15 protein-coding genes are annotated in these 17,609 nt (G+C 44.4%); 7 read left to right on the top strand and 8 right to left on the bottom strand.

Annotated elements, in window-relative coordinates:
- Positions 1 to 68: 68 nt before the first annotated feature.
- Both GH808_RS11915 and GH808_RS11910 read left to right on the top strand, forming a co-directional pair.
- Positions 69 to 746 (top strand): response regulator transcription factor, encoded by a 678-nt coding sequence (locus GH808_RS11915; RefSeq protein WP_186843017.1) that lies wholly within the window; start codon positions 69 to 71, stop codon positions 744 to 746.
- Complete coding sequence (locus tag GH808_RS11910) at positions 733 to 2,217, top strand: sensor histidine kinase (RefSeq protein WP_186843016.1); 1,485 nt, start codon at positions 733 to 735, stop codon at positions 2,215 to 2,217. Before GH808_RS11915 ends, GH808_RS11910 begins: the two co-directional genes overlap by 14 nt.
- Before the next feature lie 217 nt (positions 2,218 to 2,434).
- On the opposite strand, the gene GH808_RS11905 is transcribed toward GH808_RS11910, so the two are convergent.
- The 4 genes from GH808_RS11905 to argC form a co-directional block, all read right to left on the bottom strand.
- Positions 2,435 to 3,607 (bottom strand): acetylornithine transaminase, encoded by a 1,173-nt coding sequence (locus GH808_RS11905; protein WP_186843015.1) that lies wholly within the window; start codon positions 3,605 to 3,607, stop codon positions 2,435 to 2,437.
- A gap of 9 nt (positions 3,608 to 3,616) precedes the next feature.
- Positions 3,617 to 4,486, bottom strand: a complete 870-nt coding sequence (gene argB, locus GH808_RS11900) for an acetylglutamate kinase (protein ID WP_186843014.1) — start codon at positions 4,484 to 4,486, stop codon at positions 3,617 to 3,619.
- Positions 4,487 to 4,577: 91 nt separating this feature from the next.
- A complete protein-coding gene (gene argJ, locus GH808_RS11895; protein ID WP_186843013.1) occupies positions 4,578 to 5,801 on the bottom strand; it encodes a bifunctional glutamate N-acetyltransferase/amino-acid acetyltransferase ArgJ in 1,224 nt (407 codons plus the stop codon).
- 16 nt (positions 5,802 to 5,817) lie between these two features.
- Positions 5,818 to 6,858 (bottom strand): N-acetyl-gamma-glutamyl-phosphate reductase, encoded by a 1,041-nt coding sequence (gene argC, locus GH808_RS11890; RefSeq protein WP_186843012.1) that lies wholly within the window; start codon positions 6,856 to 6,858, stop codon positions 5,818 to 5,820.
- A 284-nt stretch (positions 6,859 to 7,142) separates the two neighbouring features.
- Between argC and GH808_RS11885 the strand changes: the two genes are divergently transcribed.
- Positions 7,143 to 8,360, top strand: a complete 1,218-nt coding sequence (locus GH808_RS11885) for an argininosuccinate synthase (protein WP_186843011.1) — start codon at positions 7,143 to 7,145, stop codon at positions 8,358 to 8,360.
- 5 nt (positions 8,361 to 8,365) lie between these two features.
- The gene (argH, locus tag GH808_RS11880; protein WP_186843010.1) at positions 8,366 to 9,745 is read left to right on the top strand and encodes an argininosuccinate lyase; all 1,380 of its coding nucleotides are present in this window, start codon (positions 8,366 to 8,368) and stop codon (positions 9,743 to 9,745) included.
- A gap of 152 nt (positions 9,746 to 9,897) precedes the next feature.
- Here the strand turns inward: argH and GH808_RS11875 are convergent, their stop codons facing one another.
- Entirely contained in the window at positions 9,898 to 10,245 is a 348-nt protein-coding gene (locus tag GH808_RS11875) for a GIY-YIG nuclease family protein (RefSeq protein ID WP_186843009.1), read from the bottom strand.
- Positions 10,245 to 10,721: a DUF6530 family protein gene (locus GH808_RS11870; protein ID WP_186843008.1), complete on the bottom strand. Its 477-nt coding sequence runs from the start codon at positions 10,719 to 10,721 to the stop codon at positions 10,245 to 10,247. The genes GH808_RS11875 and GH808_RS11870 overlap by 1 nt, the downstream gene beginning before the upstream one ends.
- 224 nt (positions 10,722 to 10,945) lie before the next feature.
- Between GH808_RS11870 and GH808_RS11865 the strand changes: the two genes are divergently transcribed.
- Together GH808_RS11865 and GH808_RS11860 are read left to right on the top strand one after the other, a co-directional pair.
- Positions 10,946 to 11,608: a TetR/AcrR family transcriptional regulator gene (locus GH808_RS11865; RefSeq protein ID WP_186843007.1), complete on the top strand. Its 663-nt coding sequence runs from the start codon at positions 10,946 to 10,948 to the stop codon at positions 11,606 to 11,608.
- 576 nt (positions 11,609 to 12,184) lie between these two features.
- The gene (locus GH808_RS11860) at positions 12,185 to 13,351 is read left to right on the top strand and encodes an MFS transporter (protein WP_186843047.1); all 1,167 of its coding nucleotides are present in this window, start codon (positions 12,185 to 12,187) and stop codon (positions 13,349 to 13,351) included.
- A 78-nt stretch (positions 13,352 to 13,429) separates the two neighbouring features.
- Here GH808_RS11860 and GH808_RS11855 read toward each other — a convergent pair whose 3' ends face one another.
- Positions 13,430 to 14,281, bottom strand: coding sequence for a DMT family transporter (locus tag GH808_RS11855; RefSeq protein WP_186843006.1), 852 nt, complete (start codon positions 14,279 to 14,281; stop codon positions 13,430 to 13,432).
- Between the two features lie 107 nt (positions 14,282 to 14,388).
- Here GH808_RS11855 and GH808_RS11850 point away from each other — a divergent pair, with 107 nt between their 5' ends.
- On the top strand, positions 14,389 to 15,915 hold the full coding sequence (locus tag GH808_RS11850) for a YifB family Mg chelatase-like AAA ATPase (RefSeq protein WP_186843005.1): 1,527 nt from the start codon (positions 14,389 to 14,391) through the stop codon (positions 15,913 to 15,915).
- Positions 15,916 to 16,066: 151 nt separating this feature from the next.
- Here the strand turns inward: GH808_RS11850 and GH808_RS11845 are convergent, their stop codons facing one another.
- On the bottom strand, positions 16,067 to 17,410 hold the full coding sequence (locus GH808_RS11845) for an MFS transporter (protein ID WP_420797528.1): 1,344 nt from the start codon (positions 17,408 to 17,410) through the stop codon (positions 16,067 to 16,069).
- Between the last annotated feature and the right edge of the window lie 199 nt (positions 17,411 to 17,609).

The following is a 17,609-nucleotide window of genomic DNA, read 5'->3' as shown; positions in this document are numbered from 1 at the left end:
TGTGAAATCTTAAAGCTATATAAAAACTGAAAAATATGATATGATTCTACTTAAATTGGGAGGTTACCATGAAAGAAATACTCATTGTTGAAGATGACAAAAAAATATCCCGGATCATTGAACTGCAATTGAATCATGCCGGATTTGTGACAACCAAAGCCTTTACCGGCAGAGAAGGGATTGAAGCATTTAATGATCACCCTGCCTTTGACCTTGTTCTCCTGGATATTATGCTTCCTGAAGCATCCGGATATGAGGTGCTCCAGTATATCAAATCCCGCAACAGTCAGTTGCCCGTTATTTTCGTCACCGCCCAAGACGGAACGAAAGACGTGGTTAAAGGTTTTGAACTCGGCGCCGACGATTACGTCACCAAACCTTTTAATTTTGATGAACTCCTTGCCCGAATCAAAGCCAATATCCGAAAAAGTACCCCCGAACACCCAGCCAAAAACCACATTGATTTTAAAGACATCGAAATTGATTTGATTAGTTTTAGTGTGAAACGGCAAGCTCAGGAGATTGAACTCTCCCGCACCGAATTTGACCTTCTATATTATCTTGTCCTCAATCATGATCTGGTTCAATCGCGGGAACAGATTCTTGACAATGTCTGGGGCTTTGATTATGAGGGCGGCGACAATATTGTGGATGTCTACATCAAATACCTGCGGGATAAAATCGACCGTGATTATGATGAAAAACGCATTCAAACGGTCAGGGGACGCGGTTATGTGGTTCGATAACTTAAATATTCCCGGCCGAAAAAAGCCGCTCAAGATCTATCACCGCATCGTATACTTCTTCATTCTTGCCTTAACCTTTGTGCTGGCTCTGTCATTCCTGATGGTTTTTTTCTTTTCCAAGCAACTCATTTTGAACGAAAGCCAGTCGACCATGATCCGTTTCAACGACTATGTCATCAATACCATCGACGAAAACATGCCCCTTCTGCTCAGTTATCCGGGCCGCGAGCGGCTGGAAGTCATTTCCGAAAAATTGTACCCGTTTTTCAAAGACAACTCCCAGATTGCCTACCAGCTTTCCGACAACGAGGGCAATGTTTATCAGTCTTCTGAAATACTGACGGACCTGCTTGTGGCAGACGACCTGGAAAAATACCATTTCCGTCTCTTCGAGTTCAGTTTTGATGATGAGCAAAAGCAGAACCAGACAATTTCAGTCAATTCGCTGCGCTACAATCAGACCGATTACTACTACCTGGGGTCTTACTATGTTCTTGAAGACGGCGATATCATCTATATTCAAATCGTGAAGAATCTTCACGACAGCTATGTTTTCATGACGACCTTGTTTGTCCTGATGGTGTCCATCAGCATCGTCGGTCTGATCGCCATTATCATTATTGGTATTTATGGCACCAAGCATACCTTGAAGCCATTGATTAAAATATCTGAAACTGCCAGAAACATCACCGAAAACAATCTGAATACCCGGATCGCTGAAACCGGCAACAAAGATGAGCTCGATCAGCTGATTATATCACTTAACCAGATGATTCAAAAATTGGAATCTGCCTTCAACAATCAAAAACGTTTTGTCTCCGATGCTTCTCATGAACTGCGCATCCCCCTGACGGTTATCAAAGGCTACATCGACATCCTGTCGGACTGGGGAAAAAACGATCCGCAGCTCTGCAACGAATCCATCGATGCCATTCGCGATGAAATCGGAGGCATGAGCAAAATGGTTGAAGATCTGCTGCTGATCACCCGGATTGAAAACAACTATTTCAATGAGGATTTCAGGGTACTGGACCTATCCGTTGTGCTGGAAAAAGTCTATTCCCAGTGTCTGATGATCGATCCGGACCATGACTACCGACTGGAAACCTGCGGCGCGGCCTTTGTCCGCGGCAATGAAGGACTGCTGATCCAGGCCATCCGCGGTCTGATCGACAACAGCCGCAAGTACACACCGGAAGGCGGCACCATCACCCTGATCGGCACCGTTCATGATGAAGAAACAACTGAAATCACCATTCGCGATTCCGGTTGCGGCATCCCTGAAAATGAACTCGAACGAATCAAAGAGCGATTTTATCGGATCAGCCGGGACCGTTCCCGGGATACCGGCGGTACCGGGCTGGGCTTATCCATTATTGACAGCATCGTCACCATTCACCATGGCCAGCTCGTGATCCAAAGTGAACTCGGAAAGGGCACCAGCGCCTCGATCCTGTTAAAGAAACATTAGCAAAAAAATATTTAAAGGGCAATTATTTTCATAATGAAAATAATTGCCCTCAGGTTATCGGTAAACCCCGTACCGACAATTGTTAATCAGTTGGCTGCTGCAAGCTCGGACACTCTTCGAGATGTCCGCCTTGATGCAACCAACACGATATAACAATTGTCGGTACTACGTTGGTACTTTGTCAACCGTCTTATTGTCCTTTTATTTTGATCTTAATTTATAAACATTCAGCGAAAATCGCAACTGCCTGGTCAATTTGTTCTTTTGTGATAACCAGCGGTGGTACAAAACGAATGGCATTAGTGCCGGCGGTAATGATCAATAGTCCCTTGTCCATCGCTTTGGCCACGATTTCCGAGAGATCCGTATCAACTTCAACGCCGATCATCAGACCCATGCCACGGACTTCTTTGACTGACGCATGGTCTTTTTTTAATGCTTCCAGTTTTGTTTTCAGATAATCGCCCTTTTCCTCGACGGATTCTAAAAATCCGGGAGCCGTCAGGGTTTCGATGACGTATTTTGCGGTGGCGCAGACGAAAGGGTTGCCGCCAAAGGTGGCCGCATGTGTGCCAGGCGTAAAGACTTCTGCAACGTGATTTTTGGCAATGATGCCGCCAATCGGCACCCCGCCGCCGAGGCCTTTGGCCATAGTCACCACGTCAGGAACCACGCCGTACTGCTGATAGGCAAACAATTTTCCGGAGCGACCGATCCCGGTCTGAACTTCATCAAATACCAGAACGATGTTTTCTTCATCACAGATTTTTCGCACTTCTTTTAAGTATTCGGGATCAGCCGGATGAATCCCGCCTTCGCCCTGAATCGGTTCTAACAGGATCCCGCAGGTTTTTTCACTGATTCGGGCTTTCAATGCTTCGATATCGTTGTAGGGCACATGGTAAACTTCCGGCAGCAGCGGTTCCAGATTTTTCTGGTATTTTTTCTGACCGGTCGCCGTGATGGCGCCGTAGGTTCGACCGTGGAAAGACTGGTCCATGGCGATGATTTCCACCGCCGCCGGGCTTTTTTTGAGTTTTCCGTAAATTCGGCAGAGTTTCAGGGCCGCTTCACAGGCTTCTGTGCCACTATTGCAGAAGAAGACTTTGTCCAGTCCGCTTGCTTTTGTCAGCAGTTCGGCCAGCTCAATCCCCGGTTTTGTCCAGTAAAGATTGGACACATGAACCAGTTTTTCCATCTGTTCTTTCATTGCCTTCATCAGTCCCGGATCAGCGTAGCCCAGTGAGTTGACTGCGATACCGCCCATAAAATCGAGGTATTGTTTGCCGTTGATATCCGTCAGCACACAACCCTGACCTTTATCGAAGACCAATGGAAAACGCTTGTAGGTTTCCATGATCACATTGTTTGCACGAGTAATTAAATCCATTTTGTCCTCCTAAATGATTGAACGGCGAATCATCGTTCCCACACCGGCGGCAGTAAAGAGCTCAAGCAGCAGCGAATGCTGAACCTTTCCGTCTAAGATATGAACCGAATTAACGCCTCCGTTGATCGCATCCACACTGTTCTGAACTTTCGGAATCATGCCACCCGATATAACGCCTTCTTCAATCAGCTTTGGTACACTTTCCGCAGAAAGACGACGAATAATTGAATCCGGATTATCCGGATTCATGTAAACCCCATCCGTATCGGTCAGATAGATCAGTTTTTCAGCCTTTACCGCTTTGGCAACGGCATAGGCGACATGATCTGCATTGATGTTATAGCTTTGTCCGGTTTTATCCGTGCCAATCGGCGCGATGACCGGCAGATAGTCCTCTTTTATCAGGGTGCTTAAAATCCGGCTGTCGACATGAATAATCTCTCCGACAAAACCGATATCAAGGTTGTTGACAAATTTCTTTTTGACCTTGATCATTCCCCCGTCTTTACCTGAAAGACCAACCGAACTGATTTCACGATTTTGCAGCAGTTGAACGATCTCCTTGTTGATCTTTCCCGCCAACACCATTTCCGCAACTTCCACCACTTTTTCGTTGGTGATTCGCAATCCATCGACAAACTCGGTTTGAATATCAAGATCACTCAACATACTTGAGATATCTTTCCCGCCGCCATGAACCATAATGACGCGAATCCCCACCAACCGCATCAGCGCGATATCATCCATGACGGACTGTTTAATCTCCTCGTCATACATAAAACTGCCGCCATACTTGATGACCATGGTTTTCTTTTTGAACTGTTGGATATAAGGTAAGGCTTCAATCAGAATATTCGCCTTTTCAATATATTTTTCCATTGATTACTTCTTTCTCTGTTATTTTTATACACTCCGATGTTTCGGGGTGTTCGCCGCCTGCCTGTTAAGCTGGCACAAAGACTTTATCTTTTTAGCTGCGATAGTCGCCGTTTATCTTAACATACTCATAGGACAAATCGCAACCCCATGCGACGGCCTTTTCATCCCCTTCATTGAGTTCAACTGAAATATTGATCTCTTTTTCGGACAATACTTTTTTGGCTTCATCTTCATCAAAAGCAATGGGAACCCCGTCACTTAGCAGGGTAATCATCCCGGCCTGGCTTGAAAAAACCAATGAAACTTTTAACGGATCAAACGCAACGCCAGAATAACCCAACGCGCAGAGAACCCGCCCCCAGTTAGCATCTTCACCAAACAAAGCCGTTTTTACCAGATTTGAAGTGATCACCGACTTGGCCATCGCTCTGGCATCGTCTTTTGTCTTTGTTCCAAAAACTTCGACCTCTACAAACTTTGTGGCACCTTCACCGTCGCGAATGATTTTTTTGGCCAGGGTTTTGTGAACATACACAAAAGCTTCTTTGAATATTTCATAATCCGGTGTGTTTTCCTCCAGCTTACTGTTTCCAGCCATCCCATTTGAGATCACGGTCACCATATCGTTGGTACTGGTATCCCCATCCACTGAAATCATGTTGTAGGTATCAACGGCTGTCTCTTTTAACAGTTTTTGCAGCAGCGCCGGTTCAATATTCACATCGGTGGTTACGAACGAAAGCATGGTTGCCATATTCGGATGAATCATCCCGGAACCTTTTGCCATGCCCCCGATTTTCACCGGTTTTCCCTGAATATCGACTTCAACAGCAATGGTCTTCATTACAGTATCGGTGGTGAGGATTGCTTTTGCCGCCAGCTCTCCGTTTTCAAGTGTATTCCCCAGTTTGGGAACCAGTGCATCAATGCCGGCAAGAATTTTTTCAACCGGCAATGCGACACCGATCACACCAGTCGACGCCACCAGAACATCCGCTGATTGCAAGCCAAGCGCTTCGCCCATTTTATCCGCCGTCAGCTTCACCGCTGCGGTTCCGGGTTCGCCGGTACAGGCATTGGCATTGCCGCTATTAACAACGACCGCCTGTTTGTACGGGTTGACGATGACTTCCTTACACCAGAGAATCGGGGCTGCCTTCACCTGATTCGTCGTTGTCAGCAGGGCCGTCGCTCCCGGCACCTCCGAATAGATAATTGCCAAATCACTCTTGCCATTTGACTTAATTCCACAGTTTATGCCACCAGCCTTAAAACCAACCGGTGTTGTTACGCCACCTGTTTTAATTATTTTCATCTCTTTAACTCCTATATTAAATCGGGAAATCAGCAATAAAGTCGATTCCTGTTTTTTCATCCAGCTCAAAAGCAATGTTCATATTCTGAACCGCCTGACCTGCGGCTCCCTTGATCAGATTATCGATCGCCCCGACCACCACAACATGGTTGGTTCGTTCATCCAGCTTCACTCCAATATCACAGAAATTGGTTCCCTTGACCCAGCGTGTTTCCGGCATCCGATCTCCGGTTAGACGGACAAAGTATTCATCCTGATAAAACGCCTTGTAAAGATCCCGAATCTCAGTTTGGGTGATTGACTTTGTTAAAGTCGCATAGGACAGCGCCAGAATGCCGCGGTTCATCGGAACGAGGTGCGGCGTAAACAAAAGATTAAAGCAGCTGTCACTTAACAAGCCTAATTCCTGTTCAATCTCCGGCGTATGTCGATGCTCCCCTATTTTATAGGCCTTGATGGATTCATTGCATTCTGAATACATGGAAGTCAGAATGGCACTTCGTCCGGCGCCGGTGACGCCTGATTTTGCATCGATGATAATGCTGTTTACATCAATCAGATTATTCTTGACAAGCGGTGCCAGACTCAGGATGCTGCAGGTTGTATAACAACCCGGATTTGAGATCAGCTGTGCTTTTTTTATATCATCGCGGTGTAATTCGCACAATCCATAAACGGCTTCCTTAAGTAAAGGTTGGTTGAAATGTTCGGTCTTGTACCAGTCTTCATATATATCAATATCTTTCAGCCGGAAATCAGCTCCCAAATCGATAATTTTTGTTTGTTGCAAAATTTCATCGGTCACCATTTTAGATGCAATGCCGTGAGGCATTGCAAGAAAAATAACATCCGACTGCTCTGCCAATTCCTGAATGTTGGCTGCTTCGCAGATAAGATCAGTGAGGTTTTCATAGTTTGCATAAACATCGCTGAATTTCTGTCCGGCATAACTTCTGGAGCCAACCGTCACGATCTCAACTTCCGGATGCCTCATCAATATGCGGATGAGTTCTTGTCCTGCGTAACCGGTTCCTCCAATAACAGATGCTTTAATCATTTTTCTTTCCTTTCCAAATGTTCTAATCAGAATGATTTCTTCTATTATTTATTCTATCAAAATAATAGATCATTGTCTGTCTGTTTATGAAAATTTATTGTAAATTAATTTATTTCTGTATTATACAAGACTCCAGATGAATAATCAAGCGTTATTTTTGTATATTTATAAATGTATTTCAAATAAATTTCTTTTTATACTTGATTTTATCCGCAATTGATTGTATAATCATTCATGTATTAAAAATAAACATATGAACAGATGATTTTCAGGAGGATAATAAATTGAAGAAAAAAGTAATACTTGCCTATTCCGGTGGATTAGATACCACAACCATTATACCATGGCTTAAAAATACCTATGACTATGAAGTTATTGCCGTATGTGTTGATGTTGGACAGGGAACCGAGTTGGACGGCCTCGAAGAACGCGCGCTCGCTTCCGGCGCCAGCAAACTTTATATTGAAGATGTCACCGACGAATTTGTCGAAGATTATGTCTGGCCAGCGCTTAAAGCTGATGCCGTTTATGAAAAGAAATACCTGCTGGGTACTTCCCTGGCACGTCCATTAATCGCCAAAGTGCTCGTAAAATATGCCGAACTGGAAGGCGCCGAAGCAATTTGTCACGGTGCCACCGGTAAAGGAAACGATCAGGTGCGTTTCGAATTATCCATTGGCGCACTGGCTCCGCAATTAAAAATAATTGCTCCCTGGCGAATTTGGGATATCAAATCCCGGGAAGATGCCATGGACTATTGTATTCTACATGATATCAAAGTCCCGATGACTATCAGCAACAGCTACAGCCGTGACAAGAACATTCTGCATATGAGTCATGAAGGTCTTGAACTTGAAGATCCATCACTGGAACCACAATATAAAAAATTATTGCAGATGACAACTCCGATTGAAGATACTCCCAATGAACCAGAAATCATCAGTTTGGATTTTGTGGAAGGTGCGCCAGTTAAATTAAACGGCGAGGCCTTGAGCGCACGAGAATTATTGGAAAAGCTCAACATTATCGGCGGCCGAAACGGCATCGGCGTTGTTGATTTAATTGAAAACCGCGTCGTCGGGATGAAATCCCGTGGCATCTACGAAACACCAGGTGGCACCATTCTTTATAATGCCCATGAAGAACTGGAACATATGTGTCTGGACCGTCAAACCTTTGGCTTCAAACAACAGGCCGCTGTAAAATTTGCCGAACTTGCCTACAACGGCGAATGGTTCACACCGCTGCGCGAAGCGCTGACCGCTTTCGTTGATGAAACTCAAAAAACAGTGACCGGAAACGTCAAATTAAAGCTTTATAAAGGCAACATTATTCTTATCGGCGTTACTTCTCCTTACTCGCTTTACAATGCTGAAATCGCCAGCTTCACCACCGGCGATCTTTATGATCATAAAGATGCTGAAGGCTTTATCCATCTCTTTGGGCTGCCGCTTAAAGTGCGTGCCCTGATGCGACTGAGCAAGGAAGAAAAAGGGGAATAAAAACAATGAAAAAAATGTGGGGAGGTCGGTTTTCCAAGAAAACCGACCTTTTAACCGATGATTTTAACTCGTCTATTTCCTTTGATCAACGCCTTTACAAACAGGATATCACCGGCAGCATTGCCCATGCCCGAATGCTGGGAAAACAAAACATCATCGACCCCGGCGAAGCCGAACTGATTATCCGCACGCTTGAAGAAATCCTCGCCGATATCGAAGCCGGAAAAGTTGAATTTGCCGTGGAAATGGAAGATATTCATATGAATGTGGAAGCCATTCTCACCGAGCGCATCGGCGATGTCGGGAAAAAGCTTCATACCGGCCGCAGCCGAAATGATCAGGTCGCCACCGATATGCGTCTTTATGTGAAAGAGATTGCCACCGGAAGCAAGCTGTTGATTGGTGAGCTGGTGGCGACGCTGCTGGATTTATCGCAGCAACATACCGAAACCATCATGCCCGGCTACACGCATCTCCAACGGGCCCAACCGATTACTTTTGCCCATCATCTGATGGCTTATGTTGAAATGTTCAAACGGGACATGATCCGGATGGACCAGGTAAAAGCAATGGCCAATACCCTGCCGCTTGGTTCCGGGGCGCTGGCAACCACAACCTACCCTTTAGACCGGATCGCTGTCGCCGATGAACTGAATTTTGCAGCCGTATCATTAAACAGCCTGGATGGTGTTTCCGACCGGGATTTCTGCATTGATTTCCTTGAAGCAGCAGCAGTATTGATGATGCATCTCAGCCGTTTTTCTGAAGAAATCATATTATGGTGCAGCAGCGAATTTAACTTTGTCACGCTGGATGATGCCTTCAGTACCGGCAGCAGCATCATGCCGCAAAAGAAGAATCCGGATATCGCGGAATTGGTCCGCGGCAAGACTGGTCGTGTGTATGGGGATTTAATGGGCTTTTTGACCACCATGAAAGGCATCCCGCTGGCTTACAATAAAGACATGCAGGAAGATAAAGAACCGGTATTTGATGCCTACGACACCATTAACATCTGTCTGATTACCTTTGCCAAAATGGTTAAAACCATGACCGTCAATAAACCCGTCATGAAAAAAGCGGCGGCTGGTGGATTCTCAAACGCCACCGATGCAGCCGACTGGCTTGTTAAACACGGGGTTGCTTTCCGTGACGCTCACGAAATCATTGGCAAACTGGTTTTCTTCGGACTGGAACATGGCAAAAGTCTGGATGAACTTACGCTGGAAGAATATAAAAGCGTTTCCCCGGTATTTGATGAAACTATCTTTGAAGCCATCGATTTAACCGTCTGTGTCAACCAGCGAAACATTATTGGCGGCCCAGCCAAAGAGCGGGTTGAAAAAGCCATCGCTTTTAACCGGGAATGGTTAAAGCAAAACTGATTCGCCGATTGTCAGATATACGAACTCAATAAAATGGCCCGGACAACAATGGACGGATTTGATCCGCCCATTGTTGTCCGTGCCTTTGTTGCTTTTCGACGAATTATCCGCTTGACCAATCCGATACCGTTTATTTTCCATAAAAACGGCACTTAATAAAAACTTTTATCAGCGTATTTTTCCATCCATAACGACTTGAGCATTTCAAGGTCTTCCTTGAAACTTTTTCTGCTTTGATCTTCCCCCATTTCCAGCTCTTCTAAAACTTCAAACTCAAAACTGTCTTTTCCATCCGCTGTCCAATCATTTTTTAGTTTGATATTGACGCAGGACCCCGTTCTTTTTGCAAAATCAAAGCGATTCGCCATTCCCGAAATATTGGGGGTCACATCCAAAAACAGCTTACCGGTCTTGCGGTTTTGAATTGCGAAAACTCCACCAACCGATTTCTGTTCCTTGTACGCGGCAATCATTTCCTTTTTTGATTCACTCTTTTTCATCAGTACCCCATTTCTCTCAGTATTGCCGCTAAGCGCGCCAATCTCTCTCCGAGCAACTCATCATCCGCGGCAAGCGCTTTGGCCACCAATTGGATGTCTTCTTCCAGTAACGGATTGTCCAGACAAACCGATACATCCATCGCGCCTCCCTGCAGTGCGATCCGATCAATTTGAGCATCATTTTCGTCATATAATTTGTCATAGCGATAGGCTTCCCTGAAATACTGTTTTGTCCGGCAGACAAAAATCGCCAGATCAATCACCCGATGCAGCGGCATCTCTTCGGACTGGCGGGACCATTTTTCACCTGTATAACGCCATACTTTTGCCGAGACATCAACTTTTCCCCGGTCGTTCCACTGAGCCAAACCAACCGACAGCCCTTTTGCATCTGATTGACTGTCTCTTCCATCAATTTTATCGTAATTCTCTGAAACAATAACCGGTTTATGTTTCAGCGTCGTTGGGATTTTCATATTACTTACCTCAATTCTGTATTTAGTAATTTACTGCTTTAGTAATTTACTAAGCAATACTATCATGATCCCATTGCCCTGTCAATGAAAATATTTTCACCGATCTTTCGTGCAAATATTTTCATTGACTCTGTCTTGTTTTTTACCGGAAAGTATGATAATCTTAAGAGGAAATTTATGTGCATTATTTACAATCTGGTTTAAAACAAAAGAAAGATGGATAAATGGGAAAATATAAAGCAGGAAAAGAAACCAAAGGTAAAATATATGAAGCCTCAAAAGCGCTGTTTTACGAATATGGCTATACCAATACCACTTGCCTTAAAATTGCCAAAGCCTCTGGTGCCAATGTTGGTCTCATCAACTACTATTTTGGCTCAAAAGGCGGTTTGGGACTTGATGTTTATAATGAATTTATGTCTGCCATCAAAACACAGGTAAAAGAAAAACTAGACGCCAAACAGATTCAGGCAGATCTCTTGCTGCAAACTGCTGTTGAAATGCGAATGCTCAATTATAATATGCGGACAAACAAAAACTTCAGTCGCTTTTATTATGATATTCTCAATGAAAATGTCGTTTATAAGCAGCATACCGTCATGACGGATTATTATCGCAACCTTGCCGAAAGCTGCGATTTACATTATAGTGAATTCGAAATTTGTTTTATTACCTATACAAATTTTGGAGCTTCCGCCGCAACCAATCTCGCCTATGATGCCGGACTCATTGACTGCTCCTCGCGTGATTTTGTCAATGCCTCCCTAAACCAGTTACTTTCAAGCATGCGTCTTGACCAAAACATTATCAAACAGGTCATAGATGAATCCTACGAAATCGAGAAACAGATCGATCTGCGCATCGACAAGAACTTTGTTGTGCTGTAATAACCATATTTTTATATTCAAAACGAAAACATTTTTCCACAGCAAGCGTGAATATCATGCTTGCTGTTTTTTTATTTAACCACTGCATCGATCGCCATCAATTCTTGCGGATTCCCCGGATCCGGCATCCCCTCACGACCACTCTATTTTTTTACCAGGTTATCACCTTCTCCCCTATCGAAATTGAATCTAATATAATTCCATGCTAACCTGCACTTGATTTTCGATAATCACAATATAGTAAATTATGATATTTGTCGGTGTTAAACGTTAGTCAGTGGCAGTATATAAGCGTATTTTTCGTAATATGTATTTTTTTTATAAATATTTGTGGACAAACGGCTTTAAAAGTGCTATTATCATTTTGCAGTTAAATACAACTAATATTAATTGTAGATAACTTACTAGTCTGTTCCGGTGTTTGGCGAACACCTTTTTTTGCACATTCGATGTAAACGTTTTTCTGTTTTAGCGATTTTCTTACATCGGGCGCTGCTGTTTTTTTACTTTTGGTTTATCCATGCATATAAGCGAGTATGCATGATAAATAAATTTATTTTAGGAGGTATTATTTTTATGGCTCAAAAGAATTCATTAATCACTACAATCGCGATTATATCCATCTTCTTCATTGCGATGGGCGTTGGAACGATCACACCGGCTCTTAACAGCATCATGTTGGCTTTTCCGGATTTATCGGTTTCCACAATCTACTTGACATCAACATTGCCGTCACTGATGTGTATTCCCGCTACCTTGCTGGCTGGTGCAGTTGCCGGCAACAGGGTCAAGTTCAAAACACTCGGTATCATTGGTGTCGGGTTATTCGTTATCGGCGGTGTTGCACCTTTCTTTGCAACTGACTTTACGGTAATTTTAATTGAACGCGCCATCTTCGGGATTGGCCTCGGTATCATTTCTCCAATCGGAAACGCACTTATTATCGGTTTATATGAAGGCGAAAAACAAGCAAGCTTACTGGGAATCGGCACCATCATGATGAACGTCGGTGGTATCGTCCTTCAATTTATGGGCGGAGGTTTGGCTGGTATTGCCTGGAATTATGCCTTCCTGCCTCATTTATTGGGAATCATTACGCTTTTATTGGTTATGTTTTTCCTGCCGGAACCACCTAAAATTGAACACCCTGCCGGAGCTGAAAAGCCAAAAATTACCATCAAACCCGTCATCTGGATCGTTGCCGCACTCTTTGGCGTGGTCATGTTTATTGATTATCCGATGTTAATGGGGATGTCAACATTCCTGGCAAACAATAGTATTGGTGGCCCAACCACAGCCGCTGTTGTGCTTTCATTCTTTACTGTTGGTGGTATGATCGGCGGTGCAGTCTTTGCCAGCGTCTTCAAATTCGCCAAAAGATTTACCGTTGCCATTGGTTTATTATCTATGGCGATCGCTTATATCTTTGTTCTGTATACCGGCAATGTTGCTCTTATCACAGTCGGTGCCGCATTTGAAGGAATTGGTTTCTCAATTCTGATGCCCTCGGTATTTACAATTGTTGGCATGACTGCCTCACCACAATCAGTTCCGATGTGTGCTTCCATTATTCTGGCTGTCATGAATGCATTTGCCTTTGTCACAACTTACTGGATTGCCTTTATCGGCGGTGTGACCGGGGATCCGGTTGGTGGCCCGATGTTCGCCGCGATGATCATTGCAGCCGTTGGTGGTGTGATCTTCTTATTTGTTGATCCTTTCCCCAAACCCAAAAACGATTAATTTTTATACCAAGCTTTTTCATAAAAAAACGCGTTAGATACATTATGAAATGTACCCAACGCGTTTTTTCTTGTCATTTTAGTATTCCCTAATCTGTTGCACCGATTTATCGGGGATCATCGTTAAGAAAATACCGAAGAATATAATGCCAAATCCGATCAATGAAACAACCGAAGGCATCTCGCCGACAAAAATGAACACAAAAATCGGGTTGAGGATGGGTTCTAGTAGTGAAACAATGGAAGCTTTAAGCGCTGAAATCAATCGGACTCCCTTGAAGAAGAAGAGATAAGACACCCCAATCTGAAAAACACCAAGAAAAATGATTCCCAGCCAGCCCTGAACGGTTAGCCCTGAGAACGCAAGATTCTGAGGCAGCAGGACCAGAATTGCGAGGCATAAGACAATATTGTTAAGCCCAATGACCGATGCATCTGAAAATGGATAGTCCTTTTCCATATTGTACTGAACAAATGCATAGGCGATGCCATTGGTCAGTGCCAATAAGTTACCGAACAGATTGCCGCCATCGGATTCGCCAAGAATCGCGACAATCCCCAGCAGAATAAATATTCGCGGCACCAGATCACGCTTGGTGATTTTCTTTCCCTTTACGATGACATAAAAAAGATACAGCCACAAAGGCGCTGTACACTGCAGAATAATGGCATTAGCCGCCGTCGTCATTTTTGTTGTGGTGACAAACATAATACAAAGATAACAATATGCAATGACAAGCATCACGTAGGACTTTGAAATTCTAATCTTTTTCCATTGAATAAACGGCAAAAAAATAAGCCCTGCAATCAGCGCCCGACCAAAAGTTATGGTGAAAGCATTGGCGTCAATGAGCTTGATAAAAAGCCCGCCGGTACTGAATAAAACCATCGCAATGACGATATATATAATTCCTCTGTTTGTATTTTTCATTTGCGCCTCCTGTCTGATAAATCATAACATACCGGGCTATTTTTTTCTCTATGTTTTTACTGATATTTACTGTATAATACAATCAATTAATTGGAGGTAAACTATCGATGTTATCACAGATAAAAAGTAGCGGGTTGCTGGGTGTAAATGGCGTTATTGTCACTGTCGAAATTGATATTTCAAGAGGATTACCTTCATATTCATTGGTTGGTCTTCCCGATGCCGGAATTAAAGAATCCAAAGATCGGGTTTTTTCTGCCATCAAAAACAACGGCTTCAAATATCCCATGGAACGCATTACCATCAACCTGGCCCCGGCCGATTTGAAAAAGGAAGGTCCCGCCTTTGATCTGGCCATCGCACTGGGTATTCTGAGTGCCTCGGATCAGCTCACCTGGGAGGAACCGGAAAACTGTCTCATTATCGGTGAGTTGTCTCTCAGTGGCGAAATACGCAGTGTCACCGGTATCCTGCCGATGGTTCTGGCGGCCAAAAATACCGGCATTCAAAAAATTCTGATACCCTATGGCAATCGCAATGAGGCCGCTGTTGTTCAGGGTGTCGATGTGATTCCCCTGAGAGACCTCAATGAAGCTGTTTCATTTCTTAAAAACGAACTGATTATCGATCCCTTCAAGGTCGATCTGAACCAGCTTCTGGCCCAGAGAAGAGACTGTCACGGCATCGACTTTTCCGACATCCGCGGACAGGACCAGGCCAAACGGGCATTGGAAATTGCCGCTGCCGGTGCTCACAATGTCCTTCTATCGGGCCCTCCGGGGGCTGGCAAATCGATGCTGGCCAAAGGTTTTTCTTCGATTCTGCCCGATCTCACGCTGGATGAAGCGCTTGAAATCACTAAAATCCACAGCATCTCCGGTTTGCTGAAGGACAATGCCATTATGAATCAACGTCCCTTCCGCGCGCCCCACCATACCATCTCAAAAGCTTCACTGGTGGGCGGCGGCCGCATCCCCAAACCCGGCGAGGTATCACTTGCCCATTTGGGCGTCCTGTTTCTGGATGAGCTGCCGGAATTCCAGAAATCTGCCCTCGAAGTGCTGCGCCAGCCCATTGAAGATCAGGAGGTCAGCATCTCCCGCGTCAATGCGTCTCTGACTTTTCCGGCCAGCTTTACCCTGATCACTTCCATGAACCCCTGTCCCTGCGGTTACTACACCGATCCCTCTCACGAATGCATCTGCACGCCGCAGCAGGTCAGAAACTATCAGGGCAAAATCTCCGGACCACTGATGGACCGGCTGGATATTTTTGTTGAAGTTCCCAGCACCTCTTATGACGAACTTCAGACCAAGCCGAAAGGCGAAACCTCTCAGTCCATTAAAAAACGTGTCGATGCCGCCCGGGAAAGGCAGAACGAACGCTATCAGGACCTGGCTATATTTTATAATGCGCAGTTGACTCCCCGGCTGATTGAACGCTTTTGCAGACTCGGAAGCGCAGAACAGAAGCTCATGGAAAAAGTCTACACGAAAATGAATCTCAGCGCACGCGGTTATCATCGAATCCTGAAACTAGCCCGAACCATTGCTGATCTGGACGGATCGGAGACCATCAGTGTCGCCCATCTGTCCGAAGCCATCCAGTACCGGGGCATGCCGAAACTCCCCTGATAAATAATGGCGGCTGATTACTTGTCATTGAATGAATTTATTTCATACAAACCGATCAAATAATCAGCCTTAAATTTTTCAATGCTTTCAGTATTCCAAAATCATCTTTTATCTGTTTATTGCTTTCTAAACTAAATTTAAACGCCAGCGCTTACTCGGCTGTTTTTTTGGCGGCCAGGTCTCTGCTGATCTCTTCCATTTTCTTTGGTGTCAGAGAATAGAGCCCAAACATCAAAACCATGCCGATGATCATTATGATCGCGGGATAGAGTGCAAATCCGTTTTTGATTGCCTGAATCAATTGCGGTGTCACTGCCATATCGGCGACATAGTTAACAGAGGCAAGAACGGCTGCGATAATGACGGAGCGGATGAATACCGATATCTTGATCGGGAAACTGATCAGCGACATGATGAAGCCTCTGGCATTCTTGCCGGTTTTCCATTCACCGTAATCAACGGTTGCAGAGTACATCGCTACTCCCAGTGAATCCGGCAACCCGTAACCAATATAGGCAACGAACATGATAATCTTAAACGGTGTTGCTTCAAGTGGCAGGAACCAAACCACAAGCAATCCGATAATCAGAATTCCCAACGCGATTACATAGGCATTTTTTTCGCCCAGCTTCTTTGCCACCGGTGCGGCCAGCATCGCTGCAAAGAAATTGACAACGGTCAAACCCGTCATAAATAATGCCAGACCCGGCAGATCATTGATGATATATTTGAAATAATAGAACGCCATTCCAAAAATAACAAAGCGCCCTAAATAGCGGCCCAATTCGACAATCATCAATCCCAGCAACGGCGGATTCACAACGATCTGTTTCAGCATTTCGCCAACGGACATTTTATCAGCCGGCTTTCCGCCCACTGGTTCATTTCCTCTGTTGGCATATTCTTTTGTCACCCCAAAATAAACCAGGTTACAGGCGATCATGATACAGCCAGTGATACCAGCCATGATGGTGTAACCCAAAACCGGATTGCCAACTCCGGTACCGATAGCTGCAATCGCTTTGACACCGAAATAAGAAAAAGCCAGTGCCCCGAGAGCATTGAACATTCCGCGGTTGCTCGCCATGGAAATTCGTTCTTCCCGGATGGTTGTCAGCGCATTGTTCATCGAAATATGAGCGGCATAAAATGTATTCCATACCAAATGGCTGACGGTAAAACCGACAAAGATGATAATTGCACTAATTGTTGCTGAACCTCCGATTTGAGAAAACTGCAGCACATAGAATATGGCTGCAACCGGGGGCCCGACCAAAAGCCATGAGCGGTATTTTCCCCATCTCATATTGCTTTTTTCAAGAATCACGCCAGCAGTGGGAACCCACAAAATATCGACGATACTTGTGGCGAGTAACAACGTACTGGTTATCGCTAACGGAATTTTGGCAAAGTCTGTCAGAAACGCTGCAAAAAACATGACTTCAATATTGACTAATGTCTGAAAGCCAAACGACGGCAACCCATAAAGGTTGATTGCACTCTTTTTTAATTATTCTGCCATTTCACTAACTCCTCTCTAAAATTTGAAATACTAATTGACTCCTTTCTATAATGTCAAGCCTCAAATCATTGATTTTTAAGGCTTTTATTTAAATAGTTACCTCGCTAAGTAGAGCTAAAAGTGCAGAACAGTCATTATATCTTGTACTGAATAGCTAAAAATAGGTATAACT

Origin of the sequence: Acetobacterium fimetarium, assembly GCF_014284475.1 — a bacterium.
Lineage (GTDB): Bacteria > Bacillota > Clostridia > Eubacteriales > Eubacteriaceae > Acetobacterium > Acetobacterium fimetarium.
Note: the sequence above shows the minus strand (reverse complement) of the source record. Positions and strands in the feature narration are given on the sequence as shown.

Coding starts and splice junctions, on each gene's coding strand:
- GH808_RS11915 (WP_186843017.1), top strand. CDS start 69: ATGAAAGAAATACTCATTGTTGAAGATGACAAAAAAATATCCCGGATC.
- GH808_RS11910 (WP_186843016.1), top strand. CDS start 733: ATGTGGTTCGATAACTTAAATATTCCCGGCCGAAAAAAGCCGCTCAAG.
- GH808_RS11905 (WP_186843015.1), bottom strand. CDS start 3,607: ATGGATTTAATTACTCGTGCAAACAATGTGATCATGGAAACCTACAAG.
- argB (WP_186843014.1), bottom strand. CDS start 4,486: ATGGAAAAATATATTGAAAAGGCGAATATTCTGATTGAAGCCTTACCT.
- argJ (WP_186843013.1), bottom strand. CDS start 5,801: ATGAAAATAATTAAAACAGGTGGCGTAACAACACCGGTTGGTTTTAAG.
- argC (WP_186843012.1), bottom strand. CDS start 6,858: ATGATTAAAGCATCTGTTATTGGAGGAACCGGTTACGCAGGACAAGAA.
- argH (WP_186843010.1), top strand. CDS start 8,366: ATGAAAAAAATGTGGGGAGGTCGGTTTTCCAAGAAAACCGACCTTTTA.
- GH808_RS11875 (WP_186843009.1), bottom strand. CDS start 10,245: ATGAAAAAGAGTGAATCAAAAAAGGAAATGATTGCCGCGTACAAGGAA.
- GH808_RS11870 (WP_186843008.1), bottom strand. CDS start 10,721: ATGAAAATCCCAACGACGCTGAAACATAAACCGGTTATTGTTTCAGAG.
- GH808_RS11865 (WP_186843007.1), top strand. CDS start 10,946: ATGGGAAAATATAAAGCAGGAAAAGAAACCAAAGGTAAAATATATGAA.
- GH808_RS11860 (WP_186843047.1), top strand. CDS start 12,185: ATGGCTCAAAAGAATTCATTAATCACTACAATCGCGATTATATCCATC.
- GH808_RS11855 (WP_186843006.1), bottom strand. CDS start 14,281: ATGAAAAATACAAACAGAGGAATTATATATATCGTCATTGCGATGGTT.
- GH808_RS11850 (WP_186843005.1), top strand. CDS start 14,389: ATGTTATCACAGATAAAAAGTAGCGGGTTGCTGGGTGTAAATGGCGTT.